This is a genomic window from Providencia sp., from assembly GCF_052096715.1.
Taxonomy (GTDB): Bacteria; Pseudomonadota; Gammaproteobacteria; order Enterobacterales; family Enterobacteriaceae; genus Providencia.
The window spans coordinates 157,513-171,427 of record NZ_JBQDNB010000005.1 but is presented as its reverse complement, the minus strand read 5'-3'; the positions used below and the strand labels follow the sequence as shown (position 1 = coordinate 171,427).

The 13,915-nt window shown below is 37.4% G+C and carries 16 protein-coding genes; 4 read left to right on the top strand and 12 right to left on the bottom strand.

Annotation, left to right across the window (positions count from 1 at the left end; translation table 11 throughout):
- Positions 1–275: 275 nt before the first annotated feature.
- From ACTH6U_RS06445 to ACTH6U_RS06435, 3 genes are all read right to left on the bottom strand, one after another.
- Positions 276–719: a universal stress protein gene (locus tag ACTH6U_RS06445; protein ID WP_441831841.1), complete on the bottom strand. Its 444-nt coding sequence runs from the start codon at positions 717–719 to the stop codon at positions 276–278.
- A 115-nt stretch (positions 720–834) separates the two neighbouring features.
- On the bottom strand, positions 835–1,905 hold the full coding sequence (locus ACTH6U_RS06440) for an HlyD family secretion protein (RefSeq protein ID WP_294350000.1): 1,071 nt from the start codon (positions 1,903–1,905) through the stop codon (positions 835–837).
- A gap of 23 nt (positions 1,906–1,928) precedes the next feature.
- Positions 1,929–3,470, bottom strand: a complete 1,542-nt coding sequence (locus tag ACTH6U_RS06435; protein ID WP_441831840.1) for an MFS transporter — start codon at positions 3,468–3,470, stop codon at positions 1,929–1,931.
- A gap of 154 nt (positions 3,471–3,624) precedes the next feature.
- Between ACTH6U_RS06435 and ACTH6U_RS06430 the strand changes: the two genes are divergently transcribed.
- Positions 3,625–4,527 (top strand): LysR family transcriptional regulator, encoded by a 903-nt coding sequence (locus ACTH6U_RS06430; RefSeq protein WP_294107033.1) that lies wholly within the window; start codon positions 3,625–3,627, stop codon positions 4,525–4,527.
- Positions 4,528–4,628: 101 nt separating this feature from the next.
- Here ACTH6U_RS06430 and ACTH6U_RS06425 read toward each other — a convergent pair whose 3' ends face one another.
- The 9 genes from ACTH6U_RS06425 to ACTH6U_RS06385 all read right to left on the bottom strand — a co-directional run bounded on the left by ACTH6U_RS06425 (position 4,629) and on the right by ACTH6U_RS06385 (position 10,117).
- Positions 4,629–5,063, bottom strand: a complete 435-nt coding sequence (locus ACTH6U_RS06425; RefSeq protein ID WP_294107034.1) for a YbaY family lipoprotein — start codon at positions 5,061–5,063, stop codon at positions 4,629–4,631.
- A gap of 26 nt (positions 5,064–5,089) precedes the next feature.
- Positions 5,090–5,518, bottom strand: a complete 429-nt coding sequence (locus tag ACTH6U_RS06420; RefSeq protein ID WP_294107035.1) for a winged helix-turn-helix domain-containing protein — start codon at positions 5,516–5,518, stop codon at positions 5,090–5,092.
- A 313-nt stretch (positions 5,519–5,831) separates the two neighbouring features.
- Positions 5,832–6,314 (bottom strand): hypothetical protein, encoded by a 483-nt coding sequence (locus ACTH6U_RS06415; RefSeq protein WP_294107036.1) that lies wholly within the window; start codon positions 6,312–6,314, stop codon positions 5,832–5,834.
- Positions 6,292–6,954, bottom strand: a complete 663-nt coding sequence (locus ACTH6U_RS06410) for a hypothetical protein (RefSeq protein WP_294107037.1) — start codon at positions 6,952–6,954, stop codon at positions 6,292–6,294. The genes ACTH6U_RS06415 and ACTH6U_RS06410 overlap by 23 nt, the downstream gene beginning before the upstream one ends.
- Positions 6,911–7,483, bottom strand: coding sequence for a hypothetical protein (locus ACTH6U_RS06405; protein ID WP_336430638.1), 573 nt, complete (start codon positions 7,481–7,483; stop codon positions 6,911–6,913). Before ACTH6U_RS06405 ends, ACTH6U_RS06410 begins: the two co-directional genes overlap by 44 nt.
- Entirely contained in the window at positions 7,467–8,216 is a 750-nt protein-coding gene (sctJ, locus tag ACTH6U_RS06400) for a type III secretion system inner membrane ring lipoprotein SctJ (RefSeq protein ID WP_294107039.1), read from the bottom strand. The genes ACTH6U_RS06405 and sctJ overlap by 17 nt, the downstream gene beginning before the upstream one ends.
- Before the next feature lie 3 nt (positions 8,217–8,219).
- Positions 8,220–8,516 carry a type III secretion system inner rod subunit SctI gene (gene sctI / locus ACTH6U_RS06395; protein ID WP_294107040.1) on the bottom strand — a complete coding sequence of 99 codons (297 nt, stop codon included), beginning with the start codon at positions 8,514–8,516 and terminating at the stop codon, positions 8,220–8,222.
- A 54-nt stretch (positions 8,517–8,570) separates the two neighbouring features.
- Positions 8,571–8,879 carry an EscF/YscF/HrpA family type III secretion system needle major subunit gene (locus tag ACTH6U_RS06390; RefSeq protein WP_294107041.1) on the bottom strand — a complete coding sequence of 103 codons (309 nt, stop codon included), beginning with the start codon at positions 8,877–8,879 and terminating at the stop codon, positions 8,571–8,573.
- A gap of 35 nt (positions 8,880–8,914) precedes the next feature.
- The gene (locus ACTH6U_RS06385; protein WP_441831839.1) at positions 8,915–10,117 is read right to left on the bottom strand and encodes a PrgH/EprH family type III secretion apparatus protein; all 1,203 of its coding nucleotides are present in this window, start codon (positions 10,115–10,117) and stop codon (positions 8,915–8,917) included.
- Between the two features lie 229 nt (positions 10,118–10,346).
- Between ACTH6U_RS06385 and ACTH6U_RS06380 the strand changes: the two genes are divergently transcribed.
- The 3 genes from ACTH6U_RS06380 to sctW are packed head-to-tail and all read left to right on the top strand — an operon-like array spanning position 10,347 to position 13,910.
- Positions 10,347–11,126, top strand: a complete 780-nt coding sequence (locus ACTH6U_RS06380; protein WP_441831838.1) for a helix-turn-helix domain-containing protein — start codon at positions 10,347–10,349, stop codon at positions 11,124–11,126.
- A complete protein-coding gene (sctC, locus tag ACTH6U_RS06375; RefSeq protein ID WP_441831837.1) occupies positions 11,116–12,819 on the top strand; it encodes a type III secretion system outer membrane ring subunit SctC in 1,704 nt (567 codons plus the stop codon). Before ACTH6U_RS06380 ends, sctC begins: the two co-directional genes overlap by 11 nt.
- Entirely contained in the window at positions 12,810–13,910 is a 1,101-nt protein-coding gene (sctW, locus tag ACTH6U_RS06370; protein ID WP_294107045.1) for a type III secretion system gatekeeper subunit SctW, read from the top strand. The genes sctC and sctW overlap by 10 nt, the downstream gene beginning before the upstream one ends.
- Positions 13,911–13,915: the final 5 nt, after the last annotated feature.

Genomic DNA, 13,915 nt, shown 5'->3' with positions numbered 1-13,915 from the left:
TTTTTACAAGCTAAAAATGGATAAGTCAAACACAGTTGTCTAATAATTGATATTATATGATTCTGATCAAAATAGAGAGTAGAAAGCAATATGAATAAAGGGTTAAATTGGTTTTATAATTGTTAATATTCAATGTGTTGATGTACTTATTTTTAACTAAGGTGAATTTTTTTTTGCATTTTTTCGATAAATTATCTGATGATTTTTAAATGCTAATAGCAGCCTAACGACTGCCATAGCATGATATTATCGACTAAATTCTGATGTGATTGATTTTAGCGAGGGATCACTAAAACAGGTTGGCCAATATCATCTAATAAATTACGAGTGACGGAAGTATTTAATAAGCGTCCTAGTGACGAAAGATGACGATGGGAAATAATCAATAAGTCACAGTTGAATAGTTTCATTTGTTCAGGGATCACCTCAATAGGTGTGCCAGCAGCCAATAAGCTTTTTACTTGAAAGCCCATTTGTTTTAATGCCTGAGTGACCAACGTGAGTTGCGCTTCTGCGAGCGCTTCTTCTCGCTGGGCAGCAGGGTATTCATTGCATTCGTCGCTATCAGAACGCAATCCTGTCCGACTTAATGCAAAGGTATTGTCAATAACTGTTAAGACAATGACTTCTGAAATAGAGCCTTGTAAGCGCTGCATATATTGTAAGGCGTTACCGCTATTGGCGAAGCTATTTACTGCAAGTAAAACTCTATCAATCATGAGGCGCTCCTGAGCTATGGCTTAAACTTTACTGTTAAATTCTATTTTTAGATTTTGCACTGCATTGCATTAATCACTTTTTTCATTGCAATTTGGACAATATATTTAAGATAAGTTACTGAGCTGATAAGCGATCTCCATTTAGGGTATTAATACTTACATCCGCAGACATACCTACGCGTAGTGCATTCATCATCGTTGTTTGATCTTTATTGTTATCAAAAATAATTTTCACCGGTATGCGCTGAACAATTTTAGTGAAATTGCCCGTTGCATTTTCGGGGGCCACGGGTGAAAAACTCGCGCCAGAAGCAGGGGCGATACTATCGACATAGCCTTTTAAGGTTTGACCTGGGAAGGTATCAATATTGATATCCACCTGCTGACCATGCGTAATTTTTTCCAATTGAGTTTCTTGGTAGTTAGCGATGATATAGAGCTTGTCTTGGGGCACAATGGCCATTAAAGCATCGCCAGGTTTGACAAATTCACCAATACGTAAGCTTTTCTTACCAATGATGCCGCTAATGGGGGCAGTAATTTGGGTATACGATAAATTCAACACGGCCATCGCCTGCTTAGCCTGTGCGAATTTTAACTCAGCATCACTGTCTGCTTGTTTAGCTTGCAGGACTTGCAACATGTTTTTGGCCGCTTTTAGTGATGCTTCAGATTGAGCGACACTGGCTGACATGGTGTAAACGCGAGTGGTTGCCTGTTGTGCGGCTTGTTGTGAGCCTGCGCCACTTGCTGCCATTTTTTGATAACGGGTATGTTCTTGACGAGCAAATTGAAGCTCTGCTTGTGCTGATTGTAATTGTGCTTGTGCTGCTGCAATTAATGCATTTTGTCGCGTAAGACTGGCTTTAGCATCATCTTGACGAGCAATGGCTGACTGTAACTGTGCCTTTGCCTGTGAAAGAGCGACATTAAATTCACGTTGATCAATTACCGCGAGCAACTCTCCTTGTTTGACCCATTGGTTATCTTGTACTAATACTTCGGTGATCACGCCCGCTATTTGTGGGGAAATACGTGAAATATCAGCCCGAATGTAGGCATCGTTAGTATTTTGTTTGGTGTTTTCAATAAAAAATTTATTGATGAGTAATCCGAGTACAACAGTAATAATTGCCAATATGGCTAAAGGTACTTTTCGATTAGCCATAAATTTGATTCCACTCATTTTTGATTCCTGAATATAAATGTCTAGACCGCCGCGACTGACCGCGGTGGATAAATTCGGGTTGGCATGAAGAAGATCAGCACGATAAGTAATAATGCTAATCCCGAAACCAACATATAAAGATCAGCGCTGGCCAATACATGACCTTGCTTTGTGGCTAACTGTGTTAATACGTCTACTGAGTTCTGTGAGGTTGCCCGATGAGCTGAACCAAAACTATCAGCGATAATGTCTGAATGAAAATCTGCGCGTTGGCGATTAAACAAAGCAATAGCGCCCCCTGCGGCAGTGGCAGCGAAGCCCTTGACGGCATTGAACCATGCTGCTGCAAAAGGACCATCCGTTGGTAGTAATCCTCCGGTGGCTAACATCAGTAATGGAATTACCGCCATGGGTTGAGCTATGGCTTGCAATAGGGAAATAGCGCGGAAATTGTCGCCATTCCATTCAGGGGTTAGTTGGGACGCTAACAGGCAGGCGGTTGCCATTAATATCAAACTGATAGCTAACACCCAGCGACAGTCAACTCTAGGTGTATTACAAATTATGGCAACGATGGGTAAGGTAATTAATTGTGGCAGCGATACCCATAACATCATGTCGGACGTTTGTTCCTGACGATATCCTTGAATGACGGTTAAATAACCAGATGTAATATTAACTAACGACACCATAATTAATAAAACGCCACCGAGAGTAATTAATGAGAAAGAAAGATTTCTTTTACCAAGTAGCTGTAAATTAAAAAATGGTAATGGGTGGTACCACTCGTTAATTAAAAAGAGTGCTAATAATCCGAGACCGCCAATGAATAAAATATAGATAAGTGATGAGTTGAGCCAATCGAGACGCTCCCCTTGAGAGATCCCAATGGTCAACATAGCCAGCGCACAGCTTCCCAACAGTAAGCCGCGCCAGTTAAATTGTTTTAGGCGTTCTAAACGTAATGGGTCTTGGGGTAAGCCATAACCGATACAAATAGTGGCGATCGCCATTAAGGGTAAGTTCCAATAAAAATAGCCACTCCATCCCCAATGAAAAGCAAAAGCGGCAGCAGTAGCGCCGAATGTTGCGCTCCAGGCTGAAACCCAGCCGTAAGCACCTAATCCCAAAACTTTGATTAGCGGTGGCATAAAACGTAATACAACAGTCATTAACATGGGTGGTAATGCACCTCCCGCAAAGCCTTGCAAACTGCGTACTGCGAGTAAAATCGAATAGTGCTCCCCTAACCATGGTGTGATTAATCCGCCAATTAAATAAATTGAGCACATGAGCAGTGCAACTCGGCGTAATGAAAAGGTTGGCCAAAAGCAGGGCGTGAATCCTGATCCAATAACAAAACCAGTGACATAACAGGTAATAAGCCAGCTCCCCGTATCCAAGTTTAGTGACATGGCACCTTGAATATCGGCTAGCGCAAATTTACTGGCATTTTCGCCAATACCACTTGCCATAACGGCTAAAAAAACACCAAATAATCCCAACCAAGTACGACCGCTAATTTCTGTAGCACTGGTGAGCCATTTATTTTTGTAGTGCGGCGCAATAGATGCATCAACCATTCCAAACTCCCATCTCTCGCTCCTATTGTTTCAATCATTATTTTAAAAATGCCAAAGTAGTATCTAAACTTTTGTTGATTGTTTAAAATGAAATCATGTAAATAAGTTGTTGCATAAAATGCAATCCATTTGGTTGATGGAAAAAGGAGGCTCGATGCCGCAGAAAATTGATTTTAATTTGATCTATGCACTTAACTTGTTACTCGAAGAGGGAAGTGTGGGGGGAGCAGCAGAAAAAATGAATTTAAGTGCCCCAGCGATGAGCCGGATTTTAGGGCGGATCCGTGAGCAATTTAATGATCCGATCATGGTTAGAGCAGGGCGAAAATTGGTACCAACGCCACGTGCATTAGAATTGAAACAGCAGCTTAGTAGTCTAATAGCACAAGCAGAAGCATTGATTGAACCCAATGAAGCATTTAATCCTTTAAGATTGGAAAGAACATTTACGATCCGAGCGAATGACATTTTTATTGGTGCATTAGGTGGTGGATTGTTAGAAGGGCTGCGAGAGAAGGCACCGCTGAGTAGTTTAAAGTTTATCGCTGAAAGTGATATTGATGATGATGGATTGCGCAGTGGTAAAGTTGATTTAGTGATCGGTTCTTCACAGAATTGGCATCCTGAAATCAAAGCTCAAAGTTTATTTACCAGTACCTTTCAAGCATTGGTGCGTCAAGGGCATCCGATTATTGGGCAGGTAACACCTGAGAGTTTGACCCATTATCCACATATTAGTGTTTCACGGCGTGGGTTAACGCAAGGGCCTATAGATGATGCACTACGAGATCTTGGCCTACAGCGGAATGTGGCGTTGACATTACCGGGTTTTCATTCAGCAATGATGCTGACGATGAAGTCGGATTATATCTTGCCATTACCGCGTCATGTGTTGCAGGGGGTTAAAAGTATCAATCTCCCACTCGTCGAGATTGATTTGCCTCTTGAATTAGAGTCAGTATTTATTGTTCAAGCTTGGCATCCTCGCTTGGATAGAGACTCTGCACATCAGTGGTTAAGACAAACTATTAAGCAGTTTTTTTTAAAGCGAGAGTAATTTAATGAGGATTATTCTTTTAATTTATGAATATTTATTATTCATATGATATGAAGATAATCTTTATTCTTATTTTTTGATTATTAGCTTATATAATTAAATTATATAGAATTCACAAGAAGCATTAAATTATCAGAAAAATTCTCAGTAATTGGTATAATTTTAGAACTCATCATGATCAACTCACCTTCTTTCTCTATTCTAACGCTGATGCCTAATTTACTTTGATTAATGATTAATTCTTCAGGAAGCTTGATGGCAAATGAAATACTGCGTCCAGCGCTTTGAGTTCTAAAGCTATAATCAATATTCGACTTGGCATGATTATCATTTTGTTCTATCGAAGTAAGAGAGAGTGTAATTGTGGAATTTTCAGGAATATCGATAGAGTGAGAATAGATATTACCTTTAATATGTTGAGCTGTATCTGCAATAAAATAAGTAGATAAAGGTGTGTGGCAACCAGATAGAATACAGGTTGTCATAAAAATAAATAATAAAAATATGTTATTTTTTAATGTATTAGTTTTTGACATGATTAATCTTCTTTGGTAATTAATAATTATACTAATGAGCGGCTAAATACTTTTTGGAAAAAGCATCTTACATATGAATAGACGTTTTTCTTTTCATCTCTTTTTGATAATATCGGCATTTCTGATTTTTCGCCGGTATAAAGTATGCCAATTCGAGGTAATGTCATAATTAGATTTTCATCTAATTCGACTTTTTTGAATGATTGACGTAACTGTCTGACTAATTTGTAATAGCTACTTTCAGTGACGATAGTTCCACGTTTTTCCCATATTTCATGCATGATTTCTCTTTTGCTTATTGTTTTAATAAGAACAAGCTTTAATAAACAAGATTCATTTTCTGAAAGATTGATAATTTTTTTTCCTCGAGAAAGTGTGCGTTTGAGCGGGTCATAAACAACATGCTCAGATAAGAGAACCATAGATTCTTTTTCATTATAGTCAGTGCTATTCATAGTATTTCCCACAAATATAGTTTGATTGAAAATTAATTATATACATCCTAACTGTCTCTAAAGTGGTGTTCAATATAAAAAAACGATGCTATATAAGATATCTAAAAAATTCAGGCGTTTTTTTATAATAAGACAAAGTGTATTGATGATGTAAATTTAAACTATATTTAGGGGTAATATATATCAATTTCTTATTTGTATTTTTTATATTTATTGATCTTTATCAAAAAATAAGGCTTAGTTTATTAAAAAAGTAAGCTAAACCTATTAATACTGGTCGGAGGTCTATTAAATAAAAAAATCATCCACTAAATTAGATTGGGCCAATATCATCGTCATCGTTGTCCCCTTCTAGAGTTACATTACTTATATTATGGTTAAGTTGATTCGTCAAAGGAATAGACATCAAACTGATCGACATATAACGGGATAATGCTTTAGTGAATTTTGTGTTTAATGATTGCATCTCAGGATCATCTGAAGATTGGAATGTTTGTGCTACACCAGCTACAAAATTTTGTTTTTCATCTTTGCCTAAATGGATCATGGTTTTAAATATATGGGCAAAAAATTCCTTCTTATCTTCTCTGGACTTTAGTTCACTAATGAATTGATTAATCTTATTTTTTTCATTAGGGGATAGATTTATTTTGTCACTCTGGTACTGATTATTGCTTGCGGTTTTCATGCTTTTTTCCTGCCAAAGTGAGGTTATTTTATGTTGAATATTTTCAGGCTGTACCTGAGCATTATTCTGTACTGTGGTTGCCATTTTAATTTGTAGGTTGGTTTGCATCGTCATTTCTTTCTTCGGTTAAATTCATGAGCTCTATCAAATTTTGATAGGCATTTTTGCGTTCTTGTAAAATCTGACACTGTGTCGGTACCGAAAATACATGGGGTAAGATATTTTTTGTTGCAACCGAGGGGGAGAAATAAGTAATTTTATTATCGACCTCTAACGCGATGGTATTTTCAGTACTAGTTAATAATTTTAGGTCAGCACAATTTTCAGCAAAACGTGATTGTAGGTTTGCAGGAAGATGTAATGCTATATCGGCTGCTTTATGTTGTTGTTTTTCAAAATAGAGCGCCACAATTTCCTGTAGGCGATTATCAGCAAAAAAATCTGTTAGTAGCTTGGTAAGCTGACTTTCACTTTCGTGAGCTTTCTCTTGATACTGCTTTTCACTGGTTGCTAATACATTAATAAAATCGGCTAATAGTTGTTTAATACCCTCGTTATAGCCATGTTGATAGGCGGTTTGGTAGAGCGCTTCTTGTTCCTGTTTTGCTTGCTGATAATACTCATTGGCTTTTTTTTGAGCTTGTTGAGTGACGGCTTTGCGATACTTATCAGTACTTAATACTTGATGTTTGATTAAGACTTTTTCAGCAACGGTTTGCTTGATATCCGGGGGTGTTTTCTCTGACATAATGGCATGTTTCTTCAATAGTATTCCAAGGTAGCATCGTTTTCACTGATGGCGGTATAAGCTGCTGAGTTTCATGGCTAAACATATGTTTTGCGCGCAGAGTATAGGCCGCCCCAAAGGGGGCCAAACATAACAACAGCTGCTGTGCCCCAAGGGCAGTTAAAACTTGTGGAGGCGTTGATGGTTGGTTTTCTGATTGCCAAAGTGGGCGACTCAAACGAGTGTGAAGTGCTCGATATTGAGAAAGCTCCACCCACCACGGTAGGGGGTCTGCGTGTAATAACACCCCTAAACCTAAAGCAACTTCAGGAAAAAGTGCCCAATGTTGGGATAACACCTTTGGTAATAACGGCGTCTTTTCATTGGGCATAGGCAAAGAATACTGCTGGATTAATTGCTGATTGTGTTTTCTTTGTAAAACAGGCGGTAGGTCATGATAGGCCACCCCATTAAAGTCACTATGAAAATAACAACCAGGGGCCAGAAAAATATTCCCTTGCGTAATGAGAAGGTTATTCAGCGTTGCCATCAGCCTGTTTCTCCACATTATTTACAACAGATTTCTTTTTACCTTGTTGGCGAAAAAGTAATAGTAATGTTCCGCAAAGTGTCAAAATTGCGGCAATAATAGAACCGATTATGATTGGGTTAAATGAATATTCGGGTGCGGATTTTATTTGGTATTGTAGTGGTGGTCGATTGACTATTACGACGGAGACATTATCGTAGCTAGTTTCGGCAAAGCTACTGGTTAAAAACAGTTTGATTTTATTCATCATCATTTTTGGGTCTTCACTCCCAGAATAAGTCACCAAACTGGACACATTTTGCGTTTGTTTTGCCGGATTATTGCCATTTAATGGATAACTGACATGAACACGTGCATTAATCACATCAGGGATCGTGAGTAAGGATTGTTCGAGGCGCTGTTCAATTAAAGAAAGTAAACGGGTGCGTTCTGCTTGTGGTGATGCCACAAGTGAATCGCCGGGGAACGCTTGAATAATTTCCACGGGTTCTTTTGATGGCAAGTTATATTGACGTAGTAAATCTACCGCAATCACAAAGTCACCAGGTAAAACCCGAATTGAATCCCCATTTTTATTATCTTGTTTGCGAGTGGCCTCGACACCATGCTCTTGCAGTATGGCGAGTACTTCATTGCTCTGTCTTTGACTTAGATGGCTTAGGAGTAATTGGTTATCACATCCTAGCAATAAGCCAATAAAGCTAATTAAGATAAATTTCTTTAAAATATTCATGGTTTATTGCGCTTTTAAGACCGTATCAATAGCTGAAACACTTTTATGTGTCAGTGTACTAATCATATTCATGGTAAGACTGTAATTACCGACTCGATTTTGAAATTGAAGTAATTGAGTTGGATTACTTGGGTCAATACTATTCACATTATCCATTAATGCTGCTTTTTCTTGGCTAACAGAAACTGAATATTCGGCAAAAAGCTTTTTAACTTTGTCTTCAATTGGTATCCCTGATGGTATAACAGATGTCATTTCTGTCGGGCTTATTATTGATAAATTTGGTGTGATAGTTAACATAGATGATTTCCTAAATAATGCAGAGCATCATGTTAAATGATGCTCTATTAAATATTAAACGTTACGAATAATAGCTTGGTCAGTTTCTTTAATAGATTTCATAAAGTTACTTTGTAATTGACGTGCCATATTATAATTGCCGCTCATTGCTGTGATTTTCGCTAAGACTAGCGGATTATCGACTTCTAAATTGGTACTGGAGAGTATTGTATTTAGCTCATCACCAAATAACTTAGCTTTGGAGCTAATGCTCGCAGAGGTGCGATATATCATACCTAAATTATTTGTACCGCTCCCTTCTACTTCAAGATCGGATTTTGCCCATCGATTACTGCCATCTAAACCTGGAATTGGATCTGCCATTTGTAAGTCTCTCTTTATTTTGGAAATTAAATTAATTAAAAACTGGTTGAGTTAAAAAACCAATGGTTATTACCTAATAAAATATAACCATTAGCATTGGTGACAAAAGATTTTCCCACGAGTTCATTTTTAACAAGGGATACCGAAAATTGAATATGATGCTCCCCCCATTTTTTATAAAATGAATTCGTGAAGTTTATTAAAGAAATAGTTTGTTTGTCATTTAAACTATCTTTTACGATAAAAATAACTTTATTACCTTTAGTGATTTTACGCCATTGAACATTACTTTCTGTTAATCCTAACTCGGCTTTTTTTAGTAATTCATCAAAAGTAATAGTTTTTAAATTTATTTTTGTTTTACAGTTAAAATAAGATGATAATATTTTGTCTATATTCTTTTCATCATTAATTAAATGGTTATTTGAGATGCTCCTTATTATTGGTTGGCAAGGATTATTAAGTTCGATTTTTAATATATCTGGAATTGTGTCAATGAGTTTTTCTTCAATTTCACTTTCAAATTTAGACATTATTTTAATAGAGAATTTTTCATTGTACTTTGCTTTAACGAGTTGTTGCATGCTCCAATCTGAATCTCGTTGTGTTTTCACTAAGATCAGACTTTCATTTTTCATACCTTGGGTGACAATAATCGGGTAGTGATTACCTTGAAGAATCTGTTCTAACATCTTTGTTTTCTTTTGCGTATTCTCAGCTGTTTGAGTAGGAATATATTGAAATGTAACAAAAAGAACAAAGAGAGAGAGTAGCGTGAAGAAAAATACTAGCATAGTTTGTTTATTAATAAAGCTTGTTTTTTGTACTTTAGATTGTTTTTCTTCTGGCTTGAAATCAAGTAACGAATTTTCAGTGGTGGTGATATTTTGAGGGCTATCCCAAGTGGAATCCTGCATTTTGATTGCGATAGGAAAAATGTCAGCTAAAAGTAATTGTTGCAGAATAACCGGAATGTCGGTGCTGAGGCCATTATCATTGAGTCGAATGGATATACCTTCGTTTGGATTATTTTCATCAGTAATAATGGAAAACTCACAAGCGCTGCCATCACTAGGAATATAGTAAGTCGTGAAACCGTCATCATTAATGTCGGTTCTATAATCAATGTCTTTATTAATGATAATAAGATTCATATCTGTATTAATCATTAACTCTTGACCATTCATGGGGCCGCTAGCAATTTTTATTATACAAGCCCGGTTATTTGTGTCGTTCATAAAAAATTATCTCGTGGAATTAAATTCACTTTAGTAATGGATTAATCGGATTAGCTATTGGCCGCAAGTAAAGCAAAAAATAGTTTTTTTGTCAGTTGAATTGATCTTATTCATTTACACTTATAATTTGGACGGAAAAGTATGAACGATTCCAGAGTATTCCTTTGTTATTTTTTATCCTATCACTCACTCTGTAGCGACTAAACTTAATTGATAAGGCCTACAGATAATGTCAAACAAAGATGTTGCTATATTATTAGAAAGTAGAGGCTGTCGCTTTTCTTTGCAGGACAAATTGGTCTTGGCTATACCAAATAAGAATGCACCGCCTTTTTTTTATAAATCTATATATTCAAATTTAAATATTTCGATAGAAAATCAGTCTATATTCATTTGCCAAGAGAATGAGTGGGACTTGATAGATAAAACCCATTGGGATTTATTTTCAATGAATTTATCAGAATTAGTCGAAATTCTAGCAATTATAGACACTGCAACAGGGCAAGCTTTCTTGGCTAAAAAAGAAGTTATTGAAGTAACCGAAAATTGTAACTATGAGTTTATTTCATTGAATGAAGATTTACCTTTAAAAGCATCAATTAAAAATATTGTGATTGATTTAATTATTAGACATCACTCTATATTTGATAGCTGGTGTGAAGTATTAAGACGCTATGAGGCATATGGCATGATGCGGTTTATTCTTTCTTCTGCGCAGGATGATAGGAATGCCAATATTAATCAGCTATGCGCTCGTTATGGAATCTCCGCATCTTATTTTAGACAGCTTTATAGAGAAAGCTTTAATAAAACTGCGAAAAGAAAAATTATGAGTGTTCGCATGGCTAATGCAATTTTGCAGTTAATTGAAAGTGAAGATTCAATATTAGATGTGGGGTTAGAAGCCGGTTATTGCTCAGCTTCGCATTTTACTAATGACATTAAAAAAGAGTTGGGTCTGACTCCATCGGAAATCAGGCACATTGGAGTAACATTATATGAACAGTAAAAAAAATCGGGTGTTATGTTTAACACTCTTTTTACTGAGTATGAATATTTATTCAGCGCATGCAGAAATTATTGTGGCGGAGCCTGTTACGCAATCAAAGAATCACGATACATTTGTGGCAAATAATATTGCAGTAGGTAAAGTTTTTGATGCGGTTGCAGAGCGTCTTAATAAGCCCATTATATTGAGTAAATTAGCCGCCCAAAAAAAGGTGACGGGTAATTTTAATTTAGCCAATGCGGATGAAATGTTTAAAGCATTAACTCGTCGCATTGCATTGGTTTGGTATGACGATGGCGCAGGCATTTATGTTTACGATAATAGTGAAATGCGCAGTGCTATTATTCCAACAAATAATGTTAGCAGTAATCAGGTGCTTAATTATATTCAACGAAATGGCATTTATGATTCGCGCTTTCCTGTACGTTCACAAGGCGGTGAAAGTCTATTATTTGTTTCTGGGCCGCCTCTTTATATTGAATTAATCAAAGCGGCATCTTTGTATCTTGCTGAGCAAATTAAAAAAGAAGAGTTATCCAGCGGTGAAGTGGCAGTTATTCCACTCAAGCATGCATCTGTAACTGATAGAAGTTATTCACTACGGGGACAAAATATTACGATCCCCGGCATGCTAACGGTCATTAATACTTTATTTAAAAATGGCGTTGGGATGGAAGAAACGCTGCATATTCAGCCACCTCCAGCACCGCTTAACTCAACGGGTGACTCGATAGATGAATTGATGGATGCACCGATTGGTGAGTTAGCACCGTCTACTAATAAACGCATGGTGATGACCCGTGCGCCATCGAATAGTGCTTTTTCGCTTGTGGCTCACCCTGATAGTAATAGTTTGATTGTTAAAGGTAGCCAAGAGAAAATTCGTTATGTTCGTCAATTAGTTAATACATTAGATATGCGTCGTCGCCAAGTCGAACTCTCATTGTGGATCATCGATATTACGCGTTCTGAATTGGATAATTTGGGCGTGAATTGGGAAGTGGGTACTTTTAAAACAGGTACTGGCTCAGTGTCGTTTAATCGCAGCACATTATCGAATAGCCAACAATTTCTTTTGCAGATTGACGCCTTAAATAAAAGCGGTAATGGCCATATTGTTTCTCGTCCGGTTTTATTAACACAAGAAAATATTCCTGCTTTATTTGATAACAACACCAGTTTCTACGCCAAGCTACAAGGTGAGCGTATTGCGACTCTCGAACAAGTGACTTACGGCACGATGGTGAGTGTGATGCCACGTATTTCAGCAGGTAATCATGTGGAAATGGAAGTCAATATTGAGGATGGAGCAGAAAATCGCGATAGCGCTGGGAAAACATCGAGTGTTGAGGGTTTACCCGCCGTAAATCGTACCAGTATTAATACGGTCGCTCGTATCGCCAAGGACAGTAGCTTGTTGATCGGTGGATATACTCGAGAACAATATGTTGAAAATGAAAGTAAAATTCCATTCCTTGGCGATCTCCCTTTTGTTGGTGGATTGTTTAGTCATTCGTCGACTAACCAACAGAAAATGGTGCGTTTGTTTTTAATCCAGCCAAGACTGTTAGAAGAAAATGAAGGATGGGATGGTCGACAATTCTCTGAAAAAACACGTATTACAAACCGTGATAGCCAATTACACGGTACGGTTCAATTTCTTCAACAATATATGAGTGAGTCATGGCAATAACACCACTTAGCATCAATAACCGATTTTCGGTTAACACTCAAAACAAAAGTCGTACACCATCAAGTGGCAGTAGCGATGATGCCGATGAAGTATCTCGTGGCGCGGGTGTTATCGATAGTTCCAGTGAATATGCATCTATGTCGATGTTGGCTGCTAGCCATGTTCGTCGAGGAAGTGCCAAGAAAGGTAGTGAAGAAGAGTGGATGCAGTTTGCTGATCGTATCTTAGATAAAGATGCGGATGAAAAAGTGCTGCATATAGAAGGTTTACTCAGTAAACAGTTGATGAACCCTAAACAGTTACGTGCTTTTTTATTGCAATATTTTACGGACCCCAGCGACTTATTGATGGTACTTGCTGCGTTAGTCAATCGTAAAAAATTAAAAAAAGAACAGATTGAAAATCTCGAGGCACTAGAGAAACTGTTGCAATCCGAAGATACCAAACGAAGTGCGCAAGCGGGAATTAATGTCGCACTAATTGCGAGAGCATTTGCTAAAAAGCTGCAATTTAGTGCAGATAATTTACGTACGTTATATCGTGAATTTATCAGTTATGACGGACCCGTAGTGTATTTATATGAACAATGGGTTGAAGAGATGGAAGCCCAAGAGCGAGAAAATATGATGCGCTATTTAGGGCGAGCTCTTGCTTGTGATCTACAAGCTTTACCATTAGGTGACCTTAATATTTGTGAGTTTGGTAGCTTTTTTAATCGGGTTGGTCGACTGCGTGAATTACAGTCTTTAGATCATGTTTTTTGTCAGCAATTTTTTCAATCTGGTTTTTTTCGTCGCAATGAAAAAGCAAATAAATTACAGCTTGAAAAAGAGTTGAGCCAGTTATTTACCCGAGGCATTCGTCGGCAAGTTAGTTTTGAAGAAGAATTGATTACTTTTATTAACGAAGAATTGCATGTTATGAGTAGCGATATGCGAGCCCGTTTTTTACAGTTGTTGTTAATTGCTTTTTCGGTGATCCCAATCACTGTCTTTCAGTCACTCGACGCGAGGGATGAACTTCTCGAACAATTAAAAATACTCATGGACCAAATTATGGTGCAGGAGCAAATTCTACACCGCCAGTCATAGTTTGA

Excerpts from the sequence above, each read along its gene's own strand:
- ACTH6U_RS06445 (WP_441831841.1), bottom strand. The coding sequence starts at position 719 with ATGATTGATAGAGTTTTACTTGCAGTAAATAGCTTCGCCAATAGCGGT.
- ACTH6U_RS06440 (WP_294350000.1), bottom strand. The coding sequence starts at position 1,905 with ATGAGTGGAATCAAATTTATGGCTAATCGAAAAGTACCTTTAGCCATA.
- ACTH6U_RS06435 (WP_441831840.1), bottom strand. The coding sequence starts at position 3,470 with ATGGTTGATGCATCTATTGCGCCGCACTACAAAAATAAATGGCTCACC.
- ACTH6U_RS06430 (WP_294107033.1), top strand. The coding sequence starts at position 3,625 with ATGCCGCAGAAAATTGATTTTAATTTGATCTATGCACTTAACTTGTTA.
- ACTH6U_RS06425 (WP_294107034.1), bottom strand. The coding sequence starts at position 5,063 with ATGTCAAAAACTAATACATTAAAAAATAACATATTTTTATTATTTATT.
- ACTH6U_RS06420 (WP_294107035.1), bottom strand. The coding sequence starts at position 5,518 with ATGAATAGCACTGACTATAATGAAAAAGAATCTATGGTTCTCTTATCT.
- ACTH6U_RS06415 (WP_294107036.1), bottom strand. The coding sequence starts at position 6,314 with ATGCAAACCAACCTACAAATTAAAATGGCAACCACAGTACAGAATAAT.
- ACTH6U_RS06410 (WP_294107037.1), bottom strand. The coding sequence starts at position 6,954 with ATGTCAGAGAAAACACCCCCGGATATCAAGCAAACCGTTGCTGAAAAA.
- ACTH6U_RS06405 (WP_336430638.1), bottom strand. The coding sequence starts at position 7,483 with ATGGCAACGCTGAATAACCTTCTCATTACGCAAGGGAATATTTTTCTG.
- sctJ (WP_294107039.1), bottom strand. The coding sequence starts at position 8,216 with ATGAATATTTTAAAGAAATTTATCTTAATTAGCTTTATTGGCTTATTG.
- sctI (WP_294107040.1), bottom strand. The coding sequence starts at position 8,516 with ATGTTAACTATCACACCAAATTTATCAATAATAAGCCCGACAGAAATG.
- ACTH6U_RS06390 (WP_294107041.1), bottom strand. The coding sequence starts at position 8,879 with ATGGCAGATCCAATTCCAGGTTTAGATGGCAGTAATCGATGGGCAAAA.
- ACTH6U_RS06385 (WP_441831839.1), bottom strand. The coding sequence starts at position 10,117 with ATGAACGACACAAATAACCGGGCTTGTATAATAAAAATTGCTAGCGGC.
- ACTH6U_RS06380 (WP_441831838.1), top strand. The coding sequence starts at position 10,347 with ATGTCAAACAAAGATGTTGCTATATTATTAGAAAGTAGAGGCTGTCGC.
- sctC (WP_441831837.1), top strand. The coding sequence starts at position 11,116 with ATGAACAGTAAAAAAAATCGGGTGTTATGTTTAACACTCTTTTTACTG.
- sctW (WP_294107045.1), top strand. The coding sequence starts at position 12,810 with ATGGCAATAACACCACTTAGCATCAATAACCGATTTTCGGTTAACACT.